17 protein-coding genes and 2 pseudogenes are annotated in these 19936 nt (G+C 44.3%); 8 read left to right on the top strand and 11 right to left on the bottom strand.

Features of this window, described 5'->3' with window-relative positions; genetic code table 11:
• Window positions 1–41 precede the first annotated feature (41 nt).
• From G7Y45_RS12925 to G7Y45_RS12915, 3 genes and pseudogenes are all read right to left on the bottom strand, one after another.
• Window positions 42–563 carry a DapH/DapD/GlmU-related protein gene (locus G7Y45_RS12925; protein ID WP_005805932.1) on the bottom strand — a complete coding sequence of 174 codons (522 nt, stop codon included), beginning with the start codon at window positions 561–563 and terminating at the stop codon, window positions 42–44.
• Window positions 564–578: 15 nt separating this feature from the next.
• Window positions 579–1139 (bottom strand): flavin reductase family protein, encoded by a 561-nt coding sequence (locus G7Y45_RS12920; protein ID WP_005820162.1) that lies wholly within the window; start codon window positions 1137–1139, stop codon window positions 579–581.
• A 6-nt stretch (window positions 1140–1145) separates the two neighbouring features.
• Window positions 1146–1292 (bottom strand): annotated as a pseudogene (locus G7Y45_RS12915) (flavodoxin); the annotation flags it as partial.
• 681 nt (window positions 1293–1973) lie between these two features.
• On the opposite strand from G7Y45_RS12915, the gene G7Y45_RS12910 reads away from it, so the two are divergent.
• From G7Y45_RS12910 to G7Y45_RS12885, 6 genes and pseudogenes are all read left to right on the top strand, one after another.
• Complete coding sequence (locus G7Y45_RS12910; protein WP_165014731.1) at window positions 1974–3551, top strand: cell wall metabolism sensor histidine kinase WalK; 1578 nt, start codon at window positions 1974–1976, stop codon at window positions 3549–3551.
• A complete protein-coding gene (locus tag G7Y45_RS12905) occupies window positions 3548–4243 on the top strand; it encodes a response regulator transcription factor (RefSeq protein WP_165014728.1) in 696 nt (231 codons plus the stop codon). Before G7Y45_RS12910 ends, G7Y45_RS12905 begins: the two co-directional genes overlap by 4 nt.
• Before the next feature lie 9 nt (window positions 4244–4252).
• Entirely contained in the window at window positions 4253–4414 is a 162-nt protein-coding gene (locus tag G7Y45_RS12900) for a hypothetical protein (RefSeq protein ID WP_206265614.1), read from the top strand.
• Window positions 4383–4610 (top strand): annotated as a pseudogene (locus G7Y45_RS12895) (hypothetical protein); the annotation flags it as partial. The gene G7Y45_RS12900 and the pseudogene G7Y45_RS12895, both read left to right, overlap by 32 nt.
• 62 nt (window positions 4611–4672) lie before the next feature.
• Complete coding sequence (locus tag G7Y45_RS12890; RefSeq protein ID WP_005805756.1) at window positions 4673–5194, top strand: hypothetical protein; 522 nt, start codon at window positions 4673–4675, stop codon at window positions 5192–5194.
• 11 nt (window positions 5195–5205) lie between these two features.
• Window positions 5206–6099, top strand: a complete 894-nt coding sequence (locus G7Y45_RS12885; protein WP_165014725.1) for an SDR family oxidoreductase — start codon at window positions 5206–5208, stop codon at window positions 6097–6099.
• Window positions 6100–6225: 126 nt separating this feature from the next.
• Here G7Y45_RS12885 and G7Y45_RS12880 read toward each other — a convergent pair whose 3' ends face one another.
• From G7Y45_RS12880 to G7Y45_RS12870, 3 genes are read right to left on the bottom strand one after another with little or no spacing between them, the layout of a single operon-like run.
• The gene (locus G7Y45_RS12880; protein WP_022012793.1) at window positions 6226–7230 is read right to left on the bottom strand and encodes an ABC transporter ATP-binding protein; all 1005 of its coding nucleotides are present in this window, start codon (window positions 7228–7230) and stop codon (window positions 6226–6228) included.
• 4 nt (window positions 7231–7234) lie between these two features.
• On the bottom strand, window positions 7235–8272 hold the full coding sequence (locus tag G7Y45_RS12875; protein ID WP_022012794.1) for an iron ABC transporter permease: 1038 nt from the start codon (window positions 8270–8272) through the stop codon (window positions 7235–7237).
• Window positions 8273–8280: 8 nt separating this feature from the next.
• Window positions 8281–9429: an ABC transporter substrate-binding protein gene (locus G7Y45_RS12870; RefSeq protein WP_005820148.1), complete on the bottom strand. Its 1149-nt coding sequence runs from the start codon at window positions 9427–9429 to the stop codon at window positions 8281–8283.
• Window positions 9430–9542: 113 nt separating this feature from the next.
• Between G7Y45_RS12870 and G7Y45_RS12865 the strand changes: the two genes are divergently transcribed.
• Together G7Y45_RS12865 and G7Y45_RS12860 are read left to right on the top strand one after the other, a co-directional pair.
• Window positions 9543–10247 (top strand): precorrin-2 C(20)-methyltransferase, encoded by a 705-nt coding sequence (locus G7Y45_RS12865; RefSeq protein ID WP_005777562.1) that lies wholly within the window; start codon window positions 9543–9545, stop codon window positions 10245–10247.
• A gap of 742 nt (window positions 10248–10989) precedes the next feature.
• Window positions 10990–12735, top strand: coding sequence for an SGNH/GDSL hydrolase family protein (locus tag G7Y45_RS12860; protein WP_032539383.1), 1746 nt, complete (start codon window positions 10990–10992; stop codon window positions 12733–12735).
• A 43-nt stretch (window positions 12736–12778) separates the two neighbouring features.
• Here the strand turns inward: G7Y45_RS12860 and G7Y45_RS12855 are convergent, their stop codons facing one another.
• The 5 genes from G7Y45_RS12855 to G7Y45_RS12835 form a co-directional block, all read right to left on the bottom strand.
• On the bottom strand, window positions 12779–13453 hold the full coding sequence (locus tag G7Y45_RS12855) for a MarC family protein (protein ID WP_005805743.1): 675 nt from the start codon (window positions 13451–13453) through the stop codon (window positions 12779–12781).
• A 181-nt stretch (window positions 13454–13634) separates the two neighbouring features.
• Window positions 13635–14972 (bottom strand): HAMP domain-containing sensor histidine kinase, encoded by a 1338-nt coding sequence (locus G7Y45_RS12850; protein WP_005805741.1) that lies wholly within the window; start codon window positions 14970–14972, stop codon window positions 13635–13637.
• Between the two features lie 17 nt (window positions 14973–14989).
• Window positions 14990–15664, bottom strand: coding sequence for a response regulator transcription factor (locus G7Y45_RS12845; protein ID WP_005777552.1), 675 nt, complete (start codon window positions 15662–15664; stop codon window positions 14990–14992).
• Between the two features lie 33 nt (window positions 15665–15697).
• Window positions 15698–18823, bottom strand: coding sequence for an efflux RND transporter permease subunit (locus tag G7Y45_RS12840; RefSeq protein ID WP_005777550.1), 3126 nt, complete (start codon window positions 18821–18823; stop codon window positions 15698–15700).
• A gap of 14 nt (window positions 18824–18837) precedes the next feature.
• A complete protein-coding gene (locus G7Y45_RS12835; protein WP_165014722.1) occupies window positions 18838–19926 on the bottom strand; it encodes an efflux RND transporter periplasmic adaptor subunit in 1089 nt (362 codons plus the stop codon).
• Between the last annotated feature and the right edge of the window lie 10 nt (window positions 19927–19936).

The raw sequence follows: 19936 nt of genomic DNA, 5'->3' as shown, positions 1-19936 counted from the left end.
TTTTCATTCTTATATTTTTCCATAACCAATAATCGAAAAATCTAAATCCTTCGAATTACCCTGGCGGGGTTACCTGCCACAATCGTGTTCGGTTCTACATCACTGGTCACAACACTGCCCGCTCCTACAACACTATTCTCACCGATTGTAACTCCCGGAAGGATCGTAGCCCCTGCTCCTATCCATGCCCTGCTACAAATATGTACCGGTCTACAAGTAATAATCGAGCGATTGTCAAGATCATGATTATTCGATATCAGTTGTACGTTGGCAGCTATCTGAGCATCATCGTCAATCGTAATACCACCGGCAGACATCATCAGGCAACCATTCATAATAATGACATGGCGGCCAATCTTCACCTCATGGGGACGAACGACAGTAAGCGGAGTATTCACACGACTGCCTTCCCCCATATCCGGAAAAAGACGATGAAGCAGCTCATCATATTCGTCCGTCATCGGCATAGTATGGTTCAGGCGGAATACCAATTGTGCCTGTTCTTTCGCCAAAGCAAGTTCCGCCTCACTCTGGTGTGCGCAGTCTATTCTTATTTCTTTCATATATAATGCTACTCCTTATTTCAATCTCTTCCCATCCGAAAAGGCGTTACCTACCTTTTTACCCACTTCCAGGTAATCGTTATTGAACGGATCGAATATAATAGGAGACACTTTGGATACATCCACCTTACCATTTTCGTCGAGAACACGTTCATCTACACTTACGTTTATTATCTCACCACGCAAAATGCAGGTTTCAGGATTATAATCCTTCAACTTACATTCCAGCACTACAGATAATTCGTCGATCAACGGTGCATCTACAAACTCCGAACGAGTAGCATGGAAACCTGCACGAGCAAATTTATCCGAAACCTTATTGCCGGAAACAATACCCACGTAATCACAGGCAACCACCTGTCCGACCTCTGCCATACTTACGGTAAAAGCCTTACGCTTCAGTATATTGGCTGTCGTTTTATGTCCCTCACTAATACAAATACTAATTTCATGCATCTCGCTGATACCACCCCAAGCCGCATTCATAGCATTGGGAGTACCATTTTCATCATAAGCAGCGATAATAAACACCGGCTGCGGATAAGTAAAGGGCTTTGCCCCAAAATTCTTTCTCATAACAATTTATTTTTTAGTCCATTTCTTAATATCTTCCTTCGCCACACCATTCAAAAGGCGACCCTTTTGCCATTTCATATCAGGATAGGTTTCCTGTAACTCTTTTTCCGCATTAGAAATACTACTGCTACCCGATGTAGCAAACGGAATAATGTTTTAGTCTCTATTATCATGGTACAAAATTACAGAATAATATTCATCATTAAGGTATATAAATCACTGATTATCTAACCAAAATCACTGATAAAAGAAAAAACGAAGGACGAGCTTAAATCTATATCTGGGTTACCGGTAACTTCGATGATACTAAAAGTCTTTTAGATTTAGAAATAGTATGTGTAAGAGGCTGTGTCGAAACTCTTTTCACCACAGAGTAGCACAGAGTATCACAGAGTTTTTTACTAATAATCAGTAACTTAAAAACACCTCTGTGTTACTCTGTGTCCTCTGTGGTGAGTTATGACACCCTCTTACACATAAGTTATACATTCATTATCAATACATTAAAAAATCGACATATTAGCTATCTTTTGAAACTCAGTATATATGCAGACAAAAACAGACAAATTCTCAATTTTATATATTTCCAATCCAAGTTATCGAAGTAACAAACAAATATTTTATCTTTGCCTGAAAGAGAGTTCTTTGAAGATTAATGCAGAATAATGAAATTGACCTCAAAAATCAATCGTTACCTAATTCACTATTCATATTTCTTTGACTTCACGAATATCCTGCTAATCAGGCTATTTCGTCACTGTAGTTTTTGACTTTAGTGTTATTTAGTCTTATCAGATGTGATAATCCAGAAAGTTTACTATTATCTTTGTTTGCATGAAACTCCCCATAAAACATATTGCCATACTCGTAATAGCCTCTTTGATAGCTATTTTTGCCTACCAGACATATTGGTTGGTCAGCATGTACCATACCATGAAAACAGACATGGAGCATTCCATTACCGAGGCTATGCGCACATGTGATTATAATGAAATGATGCTACGCATAGAATGCATGCGCCGTGATGACAAAGATCATGGTGAGATCTCTGTCTCTGCCGGGTACAATGATGAAGGTGGAACACTGGTTCGCAGCAGCACTACAGTTCATAAAGAGAAGGTTCCCAAAGGTATGGATGTACAACAGGACACCATTCTTAGAACCGAAAAAAAACTGGACACCCTGATCGTAGTCCGTAATGATCAAAAGGAAATAAAAGTAATCCCCAAGGACTCTACTTCGCAGGAAGTGAAAACTGCCATGCTACAAACGAAAGGTGGTCTGGACCTATTATTGAAAGATCAGAGTAGCATGCTCGAACTGGCTACTTATTTTCAAAGGGGATTACATTCGGGACTTGACATAATCATGGATCCCGACTTTCAGTCCTACGACAGCCTGCTGACACTAAACCTGCAAGAAAGGGGAATAACACTTCCATATCGGATAGAATATCTGCGTTTCAGCCACACTCTCGATTCTACTCAGTTTTTTACCGATACCTTGGGAGTTGCCGGTACAGCGGACTACATCCCCGGACCGGATGCACATACTTACGACTATACTTTCGACATCCATTCACACTCGCTCTACCGCCTCCGGATGGATTCTGTAGCCGGAGTTATTGTCCGGCAGATGGCTGGTATACTTATTACTTCATTTATCATCTTGTTGATATTAGGATTCTCTTTCTGGTACTTGATCCGTACATTGCTGAAACAGAAAACACTGGAAGAAATGAAAAGTGATTTCACCAACAACATCACGCATGAATTAAAGACCCCTATAGCTGTGGCATATGCCGCCAACGACGCATTGCTAAACTTCGGACAAGCTGATGAGAAAGAAAAGCGAGACAGATATCTAAATATCAGCCAGGAGCAACTGCAAAGACTCAGTGGGCTGGTCGAACAGATACTAACGATGAGTATGGAACAGCGTAAGGCTTTCCGACTCCGCCCGGAAGAGATAACTCTTATCCCTTTGCTCGAAACATTAGCAGAGCAACACCGACTCAAAGCAAAGAAACCCGTCAGCATTGACTATAAAACAGAACCAGAAGATCTTACGGTATTTGCCGACCGGACTCATTTCAGCAATATTCTGAGTAATCTGATAGACAATGCCGTGAAATACTCACCAGAGAAAGCCGTTATCCATATCCGCTGTCGTGAAACAGAAGTTAACGGAAAAGTAGAAATCTCAGTCACCGATGAGGGAATAGGTATCGCACAAGAGAAACAAAAACATATATTCGACAAATTTTACCGTGTACCGACCGGAAATCTCCATAACGTAAAAGGATACGGTCTGGGACTCTACTATGTGAAAACAATGATTGAGAAGCATGGAGGCACAGTTTGTGTAGAAAGCGAACCAGGACACGGTAGTACATTCACCATTATGTTATGAAAGAGAAAATTAAAGTATTATTAGTGGAAGACGAACTAACCCTCGCCATGATTATCAAGGATACACTTGAAGAGAATGACTTCACCCTCACCATTGCTGCCAACGGTGAAGAGGGATTGCGTATGTTTTTCGACACACGTCCGGATGTGCTGGTAGCCGACGTGATGATGCCACGTATGGATGGCTTTGAGATGGTAAGACGTATCCGCCAGACCGATAAACAGACCCCGGTACTTTTCCTGACAGCCCGTTCGGCCATCAATGACGTAGTAGAAGGTTTTGAATTGGGTGCCAATGATTACCTGAAAAAGCCATTCGGAATGCAGGAACTGATCATCCGTATTAAAGCATTGGTAGGTAAGGCATTCAGTTTTGCAGAAGAAAAGAAAATAACCACACGGTTTGAGATAGGCAACTATTTGTTCGATACCCTTGCACAAACACTGACACATGCCGGATTGAAACAAGAGCTCTCCCATCGGGAAACAGAAATTCTAAAACGGCTTTGCGAAAATCAGAATCAGGTAGTCAACACACAGAATGTACTACTCGACCTTTGGGGAGACGATAGTTTTTTCAATTCACGGAGCTTACATGTTTTCATCACTAAACTCCGACATAAATTATCGGCTGACGAACATATACGCATCGTAAATGTCAGAGGAATCGGATACAAATTGATATTAAACTAAAAAAACAGCATGATAACCTCAAAGATATACAGCACATTTATACTGGCAATCATGTCTACGATAGCCTTTGCACAAACGGAACAACCGCAAGACAGCGTCACAGGTCATCGCAGGACTGTGCCCGAAATCCGTCAGGAATTACTTGAACGTATTCGGACAATATTCACTTAATGGCCAACGTAACTCTAAAATGGACTATATGGTTACCGATCTCTATATGCAAAGCCATTTCGGAGGTACACTCGACTACATGTTCAATGATAAATTCGGTATTACCGGGGGAGCTGTCCATGAATTTAATCCAATAAAAGGGCACTGGGAAACCACCCCTGTTTTCGGTCCCGTAATTCATCTAAAAAAGAAATAAAGGATTCACGGCAAGCTGATTATTTTCATATCTTTGCGACACTAAAGATAAACCCAACGGATATGAAGAAGCTGATATTCTTTTTGCTGCTGTTACTGAGTACGGCCTCACTTTCTGCACAGTCGGAATTACCGTCCGACAGCATCCGGCATTTGCCCTCTACCGTCAAACAATACGGAGACTTCCTGATCGACATGGGACTGTTTATGGCAGCTCCTCCCAAACTACCGGAATATAAATTCGAGCTGCCCGATGCGAGCAAAGATTATAGCCGAATATTCAGTCTAAATCCCGACATTATAATGACACAAGGGTTATCCAATGTATTCACGCCCTCTCTTTCATACGGATTTGGTGGTTTCTTCTCGTCTCCACAACAACTCCAGATGGGATCGTTTAAACTGAAAAACGGCATGCGCCTGAATACATACGGAGAATATAATGCCAAAGGCCAGAAGGTGCCTAACCATGGTGCCATGCCATGGGAAAAGAATAACTTCAAAGGTGCTTTTGAAATGAAATCTTCCGATGGTAATTTCGGTATCCGCATCGAGGTTCAACAAGGACGCTACTATCCATATTAAAAAAGAAAGAAATGAAAAACATACTGATTATCGGTGCAAACGGATTTACGGGCCGCCGGATACTGAACGATTTGTCGGCTAAATCTATCTACAATGTCACCGGATGTTCTTTAAGAGATGATATCTGCCCCGGAAAGGGTTACCGTTTTGTACGTACAGACATTCGGGACACAGATGCCGTACAAAGGTTATTCAATGAATCCCAACCGGACATTGTAATCAATACTTCTGCCCTTTCGGTGCCGGATTATTGTGAAACTCACCATGCAGAAGCTGAAGCCACGAATGTAACGGCTGTTGAAACCATTTCACATGCCTGTGAACAGTATGGCAGCCGTTTCATCCATCTGTCAACTGATTTTGTATTTGATGGTAAAAGCAATCAACTCTACAAAGAAGAAGATGAAGCCTCTCCGGTCAATTATTACGGAGTTACGAAACTGAAAGCTGAAAAAGTGGTGGCTGATTGCTGCAGCAATTATGCAATAGTGCGTGTAGTTGTTGTTTATGGAAAGGCTCTCACGGGGCAGCATGGCAACATTCTTCAGTTAGTTGCCAACCGGTTGAGAAAAGGGGAAACAATTCGTGTTGTATCCGACCAATGGCGTACACCGACTTTTGTAGGAGATATTTCGGAAGGAGTAGAAAAACTGATGTTTCACTCCTCCAACGGAATCTATCACATTTGCGGGAATGAATGTCTCACGATTGCCGAAATCGCCTACCGGGTAGCCGATTTTCTGAAACTGGACCGTTCTTTGATTGAGCCCGTCACTACCGAAGAAATGCAAGAGGCTACTCCCCGTCCCCGCTTTAGCGGATTGAGCATTGAAAAAGCTAAAACTGAAATCGGATACAACCCACGCACATTGGAAGAAGGAATGGCAGCCTGCTTGTCTGAATAGTATCGACACTTATATTTTTTCACCACAGAGGAGACACAGAGGGCACAGAGTTTTAATGTTCTTATTTGACGTATTCGCAAAATCAGATATTAATCCTCTGTGTCCTCTGTGGTGAAAAAGCGGGCTTCATCCTAACTTCTCCAACAATTCTTCAATACTCCCCACCGTCACCACTTCTCCTTCCTGCAGATGCATAATGAATCCATTACCCTCTTTCAAATCACCGGTTTCGATATAAATATCGGACTCAATGTTACGATTTGCCAGAATTCCATTACGCTGCAAGGCTTTACGTACCATGGCATATTTCTGTCCGTGCCCTACCAGACGTATTCGTGATGTATATTCATTATCTACCCGGAACAAACCGGTCTCCAGATCGAATACAATACCTTTACGAGCGAAGAAACTACTCAATTTACCACTTAGGGAAAGATCTTCGGGAGTGCCGATAGTCACTCCATTCATCTTATCCATCAGCCATATTTTATCGGCAATCTGTAAAGCCAACTCTAAGTCGTGGGTAGAAAGAAAAATCGTTTTGTTGGTCTGCCGGCTCAGTTGGTGGAGCAATTGCATCATCTCCACTTTACTGGGAAAGTCGAGAAAGGCTGTCGGTTCATCCAGAAAAATCACCGGGGTTTCTTGTGCCAGTGCTTTGGCAATCATTGCTTTCTGGCGCTCACCATCACTCAGGGTATGTACCATGCGGTGCGCCAGATTCTCAATCTTTACCAGAGCAATAGAACGTTCAACCACCTCTTTGTCTTTTCCACGGAGTGTTCCCCAAAAACCGGTATACGGACTCCGGCCTAAACCTACAAGCTCGTGTACCGTCATATTGCGTATGTCACATTTCTCGGTGAGCACCACACTAATCACAGTCGACAACTCCTTGTCGGTATACGCATCGATTTCCTTACCCACAATTTCTATCTTGCCTCCCAGTTTAGGCTGAAAAGCCGAAAGCGTACGCAACAAAGTAGACTTCCCCACTCCATTGGCGCCCAGTAAGCAAGTCAATTCTCCACAGTTAATGCCGGCATTGATGCGGTCGGCCACCACTTTGACATCGGTCTTACCCAGATAGCCTATCGAAAGATTCTCTATATGAATGGTCTTCTGCTTCATATCTTTATTCACTTAATTCACTTTTACGTTTACGGAACAACACAGATGCCACGACCGGCGCACCGACCAATGCTGTCACGGAGTTGACAGGAAGTGCCCCCTCGAACCCCGGCATACGGGCCACCAGATTACACACCAAAGCCAGTGACGCCCCCGCCAGCAAAGTAGCCGGCATCAGGATGCGGTGATCCGAAGTGTGAAAGATGGCACGGCAAAGGTGGGGAACCGCCAAACCGATAAACATGATCGGACCACAATAAGCCGTCACAATGGCGACAAGCACTCCCGAACAAGAGATTACCAAAAGCCGGGCACGCTTTATGTTCAATCCCAGGTTACGGGCATATCCATCGCCAAGCAACATCAGGTTCATGGTTTTAATCAACAAGAAAGAGAGCGGAATCAGTACGACCATAATGCAGACAAACAAAGTCATCTGATCTCCGGAGACACGGGCAAAACTTCCCAGTCCCCAGATCACATAGGCACGGATATCTTCTTCCACACTAAAATATTTGAGTACACCGATGATAGCACTTGCCACATACCCAATCATCACACCGATTATCAACAGTGTGACGTTCCCTTTCACTTTTTGCGACACATATACAATAAGTGCCATAACCGACAAGGCTCCGATAACAGCCGCTAACGAAAGTGCCACTTCACCCATATATCCCAGTTTGCTAAGTGCCACACCTCCCAACGCACCGGACAGCAATACGACAAAAGCTACCCCCAGACTGGCACCGGAACTGATTCCAAGTACGGAAGGTCCCGCCAGCGGATTACGGAATACGGTTTGCATCTGCAAACCACTGATGGAAAGCCCGGCACCGGCCACTAAAGCTGTCAGGGCCTGTGGCACACGTGATTTCCAGATTATATTCTGCCAGATAATGGACTCATCTGTCCCTCCCCAAAGTATGTTCCATACCGAACCGATAGGGATGGAAACCGAACCCAAAAGAAGGTTCAACAGGAAAAAGATAAAAATAGATGCCGCTATAAGCAACATAAGAGGTACTGTCGGTCGTTTCATCAGGCAGATCAATTGAGGCGTTCGTAATAAACAGGAGTATAATCGGGCAACAAATCCGGATGAAAAGCTTTAATCAAATCCTCCAGTACAACTTCCGGCTGGGTAGGCATACTTTCATAAAACGGCTTCTCCCGCATATTGCAATAAATCACCCCTTTATCACGGAAAGCCCGGAAATCGGCATATCTCGGATCTTCGCTTTTCAGTGCATCATAAGAAAAGGCTCCGTCGAAACTATTGACGATGCGCCAATAATCGGCATTCTCTGCCTGGCTATACACCGTTTCAAAATCGAGCGTGACACCTCCTGAACGGGGATCGTCTTTCAAGAAATAGTCGGCTCCTGCGTCACGGAAAAGTTGTGCCAGAAAACTCTTACCTCCTACAGCATACCAGTTGCCTCCCCGGATTTCTCCACTGAAAACTACCGGACGCTTTTCTACATGGGCAACCCGCTCTTTCAGTTCGTTATAATGCTTTTCAATAGCCGCAAACTTCCGGTTGGCCGCTTCTTCTTCACCTATAAAAAGTCCGATAAACTTAATCCACTCGGCCTGCCCCAACGGAGTCATCTCTTTGTAACCCAGATGCGGAACCAGCGGAATACCTACTTCACGCATGGCATCGTATCCGCCTCGTTTGAATGGTGAGATGAAAATGACATCGGGATTTACACTCATGATTACTTCGTTATCGAAATTCCCCTCAATACCTATCTTAGCTGTTTTCCCTTGCTTCAGACGTTCGTTCATCTCTTTGTTGAAAAGATGGCGGGTGCTCGTAATACCTACCACATGACTTAAAGCATCCAGTTTAATGAAATTTGATAACTGCAAGGAGGTCATACAGATAACACTTTTAACAGGCGTTTCTATGACCGTATAGTCAGCAGGAATATTTTCGGGTTTCACGCCTCTGGGTACAAGCGCATAATGAAAAGACTCGCCGCCTTCCTTCTGAGGATCACTGATATCGACCAAACGGCACGTAGGTGTATAAGTCACTCTGAATCCTTTGGCATAAACAGGTGTGATACGGATGGAAGAAGTATCGGCCGCCTCACAGGTTACAGTTGTTACGTTCTGGTTGTTCTTCGGACGGCAACCGGCAAAAGAAATACAGGCCAGCAGTGCGCATCCAATCAGGAATTGTTTCATCGGTATTCGTCTTTTAATTCAGATTATAGCGGTCAAAGATACTTAATAATTCTTGTTTCATAGGGATATTTTCCTCACTTTTGCAGAACATTAAGATGATAAACCGATAGCAAATGACAACATCACACCCCATACGTTTCGTATCTTTAGGACCGGGTGAACCGGACCTGATAACGCTGAAAGGATTCAAAGCCCTGCAAACGGCCGACTGTATCTTTTGTCCTGCCACCATGACCCGCGACGGGAAATCTTCGTCACGGGCACTTTCCATCTTGGACACTCTCGGATTCTCGGACACCGTACAATGTTTTCGGCTTCCAATGGACAAAGATCGGACACAAGCTCTAAAAGCCTACGAAGCTGTATACGAAAGCAGCAAAACACTCCGTGCGGAAGGAAAAAACATTGTAATTGTGGCTGAAGGAGATGCAGGTCTCTACTCTTCCATCCATTATATTTACGACAAGTTGCGGGAAGACGGTATCCCTGTAGAACAGATTGCAGGTATTCCCGCTTTTATAGCTTCCGGAGCAATGGCAGGCATGCACATCGTCAGCCGGGAAGAACGGCTGATTATACTACCCGGACTTGTCACAACCAAAGAGCTGGAAAATTACCTGAAGCAACAAACCGTAGTGGTCATTATGAAGCTCTCGCAATGTGTAGAAGAAGTACACCAATGCATAAACAGCCATCCAGAATATCAGTATCACTATTTTGAGAATGTAGGAACAGAGAAGGAATACTACTCTTGCTCCAACGAAGAACTCCGTGAGAAGAGATTCCCCTATTTTTCAGTAATGATTATCAGGTTCTGACCGGACTTTATCCGGTGAAGGTCTTGAACTACCTATAGACGAGTTGTGTACCCCGGCATATACCGGTTGTACAACTCGTCATGGACCAGTTGTGTAACTCGCACGAATCTTTCATACCCTGCCTTCCTCTCATACAAAAAGCGCGTTTCGATCTTCCATCTTCCACCTTTTAGAGTGCATATCGTTGATTGTGAGATGTATAGATTGGTGGAAGATGCGGTTTTTATGCCATTTATCTTCCACCCCCATCTTCCATCTTCCACCCGCTGTTTTAGGGGATATTTCAATAGTAACGATTTGGAAAACAAATGGATATGTCCAATTTCTTATCCGTTTATCTCTCTAAAAGCATTTCATTTCCCTTACTCTCTTTAGTGCAAATGGTCGGATCTTTATCTCGGCCCGGGCATGCGGGCTCATCGGCCCGGGTATGCGGGCTCATCAGCCCGGGTATGCGGGCTCGTCAGCCCAGGTACGCGGGCTTGGATAAAGAGTTGTATGACAATGGTTAATCTACTACACTTCTCCGGTAATAGCCGGCCGGATTCTTTCTTAAAAAAGAAACAACGAAGCGCTGTTTCCACATCGCTGTGTGCGAATGGAAGGTTTTGTGGGGAGGGACAAGGGAGGAAGACGGTTGTTAGATGAAAGAGCCGTGTGTAACTCGTCTATTATTGGTCAGGACGATTGCATATTTGAGATGGAATAATTACCTTTACATGCCCCTAATACGATGATGATTATGAAAACAACCAAACTCCAACTTTCCCTTTTAGCCCTTTTCCTGGGATGTGTTTCTCTGCAAGCACAATACAAATGGGCAAATCCATTAAACCAAGATATCCATGTGGTGCGCGGACAAGCATGGCAGAGCGAATTAAAAGATTCATATGCCCGACTGCCTCTACGGGCCCGGGATAAAGTGCGCAAGCCTTTATGGGATTTGGCGCAGCAAAGTGCAGGACTGTCTGTTGCGTTCCGTTCCAATGCACCGGAAATAAAGATTCGTTATGTGGTGAAAGGCGGACTCTCTATGCCACACATGCCGGCAACCGGAGTTTCGGGTGTAGACTTATACGCTACGGACAACAACGGACGGGAACGATGGTGTGCCGGACGATACTCCATGGGTGACACGATAACCTACAGTTTCAGCGGACTTTCATATGCAGCCAAATCCGGTAACGGGTTCGAATATCAATTATTTTTGCCGTTATACAATAAAGTATCGTGGATGGAAATAGGAGTTCCTGCCGATGCCTCTTTCCGTTTTCTACCGGTCTCACAAGAAAAACCACTGGTTATATACGGTACTTCTATTGCACAAGGAGCTTGCGCTTCCCGCCCGGGCATGGCATGGGGAAATATTTTAAACCGGAAATTGGGACATCCGGTCATCAATCTTGGTTTCTCCGGCAATGGAAAGCTGGAAGAAGCGCTCTTTGATCTATTGTCTGAAATCGATGCGCAATTGTATATCATCGATTGCATGCCCAATCTGTCGGGAAAGAAAGAATCCGCCGTTGTATACGAGCGCACTCTGAAAGGAGTGAAAAAGCTGCGTGAAAAGAGCCGGACCCCTATCTTGCTGGTAGAACACGACGGTTATAGTAACGAATATAGTTCCGAAAGTGCGGAAGAATCTTATCGTGTAGCCAATGCAGAACTGCGCAAGGCATATGAAACGTTACAAAAAGAGCAGGTTCCGGCTGTATACTATCTGACCAAGGAAGAGATCGGTATCCCGATGGATGCCATGGTAGATGGTGTTCACTCCACCGACCTGGGTATGCAACAATACGCTGACAGCTACCAGAAGAAAATACGTGAAATTTTGCGTGAAGACAATCAAGGACCTGCTTCGTGCATCCCATGCAAGCAACAAAGAGATCCGTATGATTGGTACGGCCGTCACGAAGAAATCTTGAAACTGAACAAACAAAGTGCTCCTGAAATAGTGATGATCGGCAACTCGATAACACACTTCTGGGGAGGCGAACCCATCGCGCATAACCAGTTTGGCAAAGAATCCTGGGAGAAATTATTCAAAGGGAGAAGTGTACGCAACCTCGGATTCGGCTGGGACAAAACAGAGAATGTACTATGGCGCATCTATCACGGAGAACTGGACGGTTTCCAGGCTCGCAATATATTTCTGCTGATAGGTACCAATAATCTGTTATTCAACAGTGATGAAGAAATTATAGAAGGTATCTGCCGGATCGCAAAAGCCATTCATGAACGTCAGCCGCAGGCAAAACTCTGTATCATGGGCATCCTGCCAAGAAAAGGGATGGAAGCCCGCATTGCCGGAATCGATGCGGAATTACAAAAACAACTGGCAGGCAAAGACTGTACTTACATTGACCTTGCTCCGCAACTGACGCAAAAAGACGGATCGATAGACTCTTCTCTGTTCCGTGACGGACTGCATCCGAATGCAGAAGGATACAAACGGATCGCAAAGGTGCTGAAAGGGTATCTATAAGCAGAGATCCGGTTGCTGATAAATACATATCAACCTTTCATCATTACAAGATATTCAGATGAAAGATCTGAGATATACCTGTTACCGAAATCTGTATGCCGATGCAAAATGTAAAAAAGGCTACGAGCTTATTTATAATCTGATTGCCTACAGGCCCGAGTTTCTGAATAATCCTCTGCCCCTGTGAGAGGAAAACATACAGTATCGCAGCCATACAGATGATGACAAGTGCGATAACAAAATAGTTGATTCCGGTCTGCAGTAGTTTCCCTTTGACACTGGCAGAGGCCATCAAAGTGAATATGACAGATATACTGCCGGGACCGATGCTGATGGGGAATGTGATGGGGTAAAATATCTTCTGTTCTATATTCTTCCATTTAAAGCTATCCAGATTCTGGTTAGACTCTCCCTTATCAGAAGAACCGGAATCGGCAAGCAATTCCATTGCCGTTTTACAAATCAGTATGCCGCCTCCAAGCTGAATCACAGGAATGGCCAGACCGAAAATCAACAAAAACAGATGCCCTATCACCAAAGTACCGACACCGATCATTATAAAGTTGAAAATCAGCTTCTGAATGGCAGTCTTTCGCTGTTTTGGGTCCAGGTCTGTAAAAAAGCCATTTACAACAAAACCGTTTCCCAAAGGGTTTACTACGGGAAACAAAGCCATAAAGGAGGATGAAAATATGATTAGCAGATTACTCAACGACATAGTTCTTGCTTTTTAAAACACTTTATTAAGAATGCAACACTCATCTACAAACACAGATTGCCTCTTATTGATGTTATAAATGCAAGAAACATCTTCTTATTGTGATATTTTAACAGCCCATCATATACGTGCCAAAGCATATGCTAACGTACGTACCCCACTTAGAAATCCGGATGATGCGTCACCCGAAAATGACCTTCACTTCCGTCCCCTTCCCTTCTTCGGAGGCAATCTCTATTTTTCCTCCGTAAACAGAAAATATTTTCGCTGAAAGGCTGAGTCCAACCCCCTGCCCTGTATATTCTCTCGTATTACTTCCCCGGTAGAACGACTGGAAGATATGTTCTATCTCGTCCTTGGGAATTCCGATTCCGGAGTCCCCGACCGCTATTCCCCATCGTTCCCCCTCTTTGTAAAGCCGCACAATCACCTCTTCTTGCGAATACTTGCAGGCATTGTCTATAATGTTCTGCAAGGCTATCTTAAACAAATAGGGATTTGCATCGACCACAGCACTCTTTACGCCCTCCTCCGGATATTGCAACCGGAGGCGAGGAACAGCAGAACTCATCTCCTGTAATAAGTCTGCCAGATAAATCTTTTCGACGTTGTTTTTCCGGATATCCTCTTCCTGCCTCGACAAAAACATCAAATGCCTGATCAAGTTAGAGAGACGTTTGCTTTCCCCGGCAATTCGTTGAAGGGCTTCGACATATTCCTCCGTGCTACGCTCCTTTAACAAACTGATTTCACACTCACCCTGAATGGCGGTAATGGGATTATTCAATTCGTGGGAAGCATGGCTGACAAACGATTTTTCTGCTTTGAACGCAGTGTCGATACGGTCGAGCATACTGTTTAATGCTTCTATCAAATGATCCAGTTCATCTTTATTGCCGGTAGTCTTCAGTCGGCGGTTCAGGCTATTGCCCCGTATCCGCTGCAGCTGCAATAAAATATGTTGTAAGGGGATTAATATTCTCGTAGAATAAAGTTGCCCCATGAAGAAGATCAATACTGAACTGCTGAGTATCAGGAAGGTAGATAATACCAGCAAATGTTCCTGTATTTTAACCCCATAGCCATTATGCGACATTACGATTACGATAAAGTTTCCCTCATTGTCAGGATAGTACAAAGCAGCGCCCAACATATCTTTATGGACAAAAGATACCGATGACATCTCTTTTGAATCAAGGAGCAGTTTTTGTTGCCCGGCAGAAAGATATTTATTCAACGTATCACGTACCACGACGTCACTGTCCATATTCAGCAAAATCTCTTTGGCCTCCGGCAACAGTTCATCATACTTCCGTTGAATGGCCAGATAGCTTTGTTCGTCCACCTCATCCCGTTCCCAATGTTTCTGGGCAGTCAGAAAAGCTTTTTCCCGAAGATACGACTGATACAATCCGTCGATATACCTCGAACTGAAGAGATAAAACACTCCAATAACGATCATGGTGGTCAACACTGTTATCAATGTATAAAAGAGGGCAATCTTACGTCCGATTTTCATAGTCAGGTGTTTTTTAGTCAGGCATACATGATATATCCGGAACCAACTACAGTATGAATCAGTTTCTTACTAAAGTCTTTATCAATCTTACCACGAAGGTAGTTTACGTATACATCCACTACATTGGTATTCGTATCAAAATTCTTATCCCATACATCTCTCAATAATGTCAGGCGCGAAAGTACCAATCCCTGATGGGTCATAAAATATTCCAGTAAACGGTATTCCTTGACGGTGAGGTCTATCTCCGCTTCTCCACGTCTGGCACGGCGGCTGTTACAGTTAAGCACCAAATCATCACATACCAACTGCCGGGCGGAATCTTCTCTTCCTCTACGCAGGATGGCCTTGATCCGGGCTTCCAGTTCCTGAAAGCTGAAAGGCTTCACCAAGTAGTCGTCAGCTCCCGCATCCAATCCTTTTACGATATCCTCCGTCGTACCCAGCGCAGTCAACATAATCACCGGAACCAGATAACCATACTGACGGCGATAGAGACGGCAAAGCTCCAAGCCATTCATTCCGGGCATAATAATATCTATGATCAGCAGATCGAATACTTCCTGCCGGATCAGTTCCCATCCGGAATTACCGTCATTGGCAACTGACACTGTATGTCCGAACTCCTTCAGTCCCCGTTCTATGAACGAAGCTATATTCACTTCATCTTCTACCAATAATATCTTTGCCATAACTTTTGAGTTTTAAAGTGACAAATATACGGTTTACACTCGTCTTTGCCGCAGTTTTCCATCTTTATCAAACAAAGTTTTACCATAAATGGCCTCTACAATCAGCGGAAAAATAAAAAGCGTAAAGAAAGTATCACACAATACGCCACCGATAATAACAATGGCAAGCGGACGCTGCGACTCGGAGCCGATACCATGGCTCATGGCTGCCGGCATCAGTCCGATAGCAGCCATAGCAGCCGTCATCACAACCGGCCGGACCCGAGAATGAACCGTACTCTTCACTGCTTCGGCCAAAGACATGTGCGAATGCACATTCGACTTAATACCCGAAATCATAATCACTCCGTTCTGAATGCAGATGCCGAACAAGGCTATAAAACCGATCCCGGCAGAAATTGAGAAGTTGAAGTGAGTGATCAATAGGGCAATGATACCGCCGGCCGCCGCAAATGGGACATTCAACAATACCAGTCCTGCATCCCGGGCATTGGAAAACAGGATGAAGAGGATAACGAATATAATGGCAATACTGACGGGAACAACCTGTGCAAGGCGTTTGCTGGCACGTTGCTGATTCTCAAAATCTCCGGTCCATTTCAGTGTATATCCGTCCGGAAGATGTACCGAAGCTTCCACTTTCTTTTGTGCTTCGGCAACGGCAGACCCCATGGCACGACCACGTACAGAGAACTTAACAGCACAAAAACGGGTATGGCTGTCACGGAATATAAGCAATGGTCCTGTAATGGTCCGGATATCTGCCAATTCCTTGATCGGGATCATCGCACCATCCATCGCTGGTACCAGAATCTTACCTATCTGCTCTTCGTTCTGGCGGAACTCTTCATTATAACGAACCATGATATTGAACTTACGCTCGTCTTCATAGAGCAATGAAGCAGATTTACCTCCGATGGCCATCTCAATAATAGATTGTACATTTTCTTTCGATACACCATAACGGGCAAGCTGTTTTTCGTTCAACTCGATGCGAAGTTCCGGCTGACCTATATTCCGGATCACTCCCAGATCTTCAATACCCGCTACGGTTCCCAATACTTTGTTTATCTGTACAGCCAGTTTCTCTGCCTCATATAAATCCTTCCCGAAAACCTTAACGGCAATAGAACCTTTTACACCCGAAGCGGCTTCCTCCACGTTGTCGGTAATCGGTTGTGAGAAATTGAAATCGGTACCGGGATAGAGAGCAAGGGCAGATTGCATTTTTTCAATCAACTGTTCTTTACTGAGTCCGCTCTCCCACTCTTTCTCCGGATAAATATCAACATGAAATTCCACATTGTAAAAACCGGTAGCATCAGTCCCATCATTCGGGCGCCCGGTTTGCGAGAGCACCTGCTTTACTTCGGGAAAAGCCAACAGCTCTCTACGCATTCTGTTGGCAAGTGAAACTGACTCATCCAGAGAAATGCTTTGCGGAAGGGTAGCACGAATATAGATGGCTCCTTCATTCAACTGCGGCAGAAACTCCATCCCCAGAAAAGAGTAAAGAAACAGCCCGGCTCCTCCGACCAAAGAAGCTAATCCGATGGACAGCTTACGATGAGCATGAAAAATGGCAAATAAGGCCGAACTTTTCTCTCTAATAAAACTCACCAGAAAATTACTTTTCTCACTCACATTTTTCCTTAACAGGATGGATGACATGACCGGAACCAGGGTCAAAGTAAAAATCAAGGCCCCCAGTAAAGCAAACCCCAATGTATAAGCCAAAGGAGAAAACATTTTCCCTTCCACCTTTTGAAACGAGAATATGGGGATTAACGCCGTAATAATAATCAGCTTGGAGAAAAAGACCGCTTTGGCCTTTTCTTTGGCAGTATTCCGGATCAGCCCCATCTTCGACATCCGGTTGAAAACGGGCATCCCCACTTCTCTCGCTTTCCGATCGAGAGCAACGAATATACCTTCTACCATCACTACGGCCCCGTCTATTATGATCCCAAAGTCAATGGCTCCCATAGAAAGCAGATTGGCGGACATCCCCATTACATGCAAGCAGATAAAAGCAAACAACAGGGATAAAGGGATAATGACAGCTACCACTACCGTTGTCCGCCAGTCCGCCATAAAGATGAATACAATGAAAGTTACCAATAGTATGCCTTCCACCAGATTGTGCGTTACTGTATGTACAGCAAGATCCACCAGGTCTTCCCGATCATAAAAAGGTACAATCTTTACATCCGTCGGTAAGATGCTTTCGTTCAATTCATCTATTTTCATCTTCAGCCCGGATATCACTTCACCCGGGTTCTCTCCCTTGCGCATCACTACAATACCTTCCACGACATCATCCTCGTCCATTCGCCCTACCTGTCCCAGACGAGGTAAACAAGATTCACGGACATCAGCCAGATTCCTCACCAGAATGGGAGTACCATTGATATTTTTCACTACAATGTTCCGCAACTCCTCCAAATCGTTAATCAGCCCTATACCTCTTACGACATAAGCCTGGGAGCTTTTGGTTATTACATCTCCGCCCACATTAATATTACTCTTCGAAATGGCATCATAAAGTTCCAGCGAGGTGATGCCATAATTGATTAACTGGTTTGGGTTGACACTTACTTCACAGGTTTTTACTTCACCACCGAAACTGACAATATCCGCCACACCCGATACGGCACGCAGATTGCGATCGATCACCCAATCCTGAATCGTTTTCAGTTCGCGTACACTCCGTTTGTCACTTCGCAGGGTATAGCGGTAAATCTCTCCTGTAGGTCCGTAGAGAGGCTGCACCTCAGGAGTTACTCCTTCCGGCAGATCGGCATCATTCAATAAATTATATACCTGTTGACGAGCAACAAAATCATCCACATGATCCTCAAACAGCACATTGATGACTGACAACCCAAACAAGGTTGTCGAACGGATATCTGTCTTCTTCTGTACCGAATTCATGGCTATCTCCACCGGAATCGTAATAAACTTCTCTACCTCTTCGGCACTGCGTCCCGGCCACTGGGTAATGATGGTCACTTTCGTATTCGTCACATCGGGAAATGCATCGATCGGAGTGTGTCTGAATGAAACCACACCGGCGATGATGGCAATCACCGTACAAAAAAAGACGAAAAACTTATTCTTCAACGAAAAAGCCACAATATTGTCTATAAACTTATGCATAGTTTTTTTCGCTTTTAGTCTGCATTCAAAGCATTGTAGACCAATAATACATTTTGATTCAACACTCTGTCACCTTCTGAAAGTCCGGAACGGACATAACATTCCTTACTCAGCTGTTTGTAAACATCAATCTCCTTAATCGATAAACGGTGGTCCGTAGCCACTGCCACAACATAGTTTTTCCCTCCTTCGAATATCAGGGCATGTGCATCGATCCGGGGCATTTGTTTCCCGGACGACTTACACTCCACACCGACATTGGTAAACATACCCGGCTTCAGCAAGTAATCTTCATTACACAATTTAATGCGCACATTCATCGTCTTACTTTCGGTATCCAGCATGTGATAGACTTTATCGATACTTCCGGAAAAGACCTTATCGGGATAAGCCAAGGTAGTGATATGTACGGGTGCTCCTTCAACTACTCTGCTAATATCACTTTCATAAACATCTGCCATCACCCATACATTTTCCAGGCCGGAAACAGTGAATATCTCCTCACTCTGATCGGAGCGGAGTTGCATGTCTTTACTCACCTTTTTGTCTACAATAAAACCGGAAACCGGAGATTTGATTTCGTAAAATGATCGACCGCTGAAATGGTTGATGGAAAAGATTTCTTTGATGCGGTTCTCTTCCGCCTCTGCATTAGCCAATTCCTGTCGCACCTGCAATACGTCTTTATCAGACGCCAATCCTGAATCGAACATATCCTGAGTGGCATCCATATTTCTACGGGTAATGATAACCTGCTGGTTTGCTTCCTTCATTTGTTTCTCGTAGTCAGCCACTTCACCGCTACGGATCACCGCAAGTATATCTCCCTTTCGTACGTAATCCCCTACTTCGGCATGAAGCTCCGCCACAGTACCGCCAAACATAGGATAAATGTGCGCTACCTGCTCCTGATTGAAAGTCACACGCCCGTTTAGAACCAGTTCATCCGTCACATCATGCAGATGTACCGTATCGACAGAGACTATTTTCAGTAAACTATCTGTCAGACATAAGTTTGTATGCACCTCAGATTGCTTCATCTTTGATGAACAACCTCCCAACCCCAGAATCAATATACATGGAAAGTATTTTGTCCAATTCATAAATTATATG

It is taken from the genome of Bacteroides sp. ZJ-18 (assembly GCF_011038705.2).
GTDB classification, from domain to species: Bacteria; Bacteroidota; Bacteroidia; order Bacteroidales; family Bacteroidaceae; genus Bacteroides; species Bacteroides hominis.
Note: the sequence above shows the minus strand (reverse complement) of the source record. Positions and strands in the feature narration are given on the sequence as shown.